This window comes from Psychrobacillus sp. Z3-81 (assembly GCF_056620325.1).
In genome coordinates, this window is sequence record NZ_JBWQPU010000098.1 from 1 (window position 1) to 245 (window position 245).

1 protein-coding gene is annotated in these 245 nt (G+C 55.9%); it reads left to right on the top strand.

What is annotated here, in order from left to right; translation table 11 throughout:
• Positions 1-245 (top strand): ATP-binding protein (locus AC1ECF_RS17780; protein WP_480390765.1); only part of this gene is annotated, 245 nt, incomplete at both ends.

Genomic DNA, 245 nt, shown 5'->3' on the forward strand with positions numbered 1-245 from the left:
TGGCACGAAGGCGTTCATGGAGGCTCTCCAGGCTGGTGCAGACATCTCCATGATCGGGCAGTTTGGTGTCGGATTCTACTCGGCCTATCTAGTTGCAGAGAAAGTGGTTGTGATCACGAAGCACAATGATGATGAGCAGTATGCCTGGGAGTCGTCTGCGGGTGGCTCCTTCACCGTCCGGGCAGACCATGGTGAGCCCATTGGCCGGGGTACCAAAGTGATCCTTCACCTCAAAGAAGACCCAG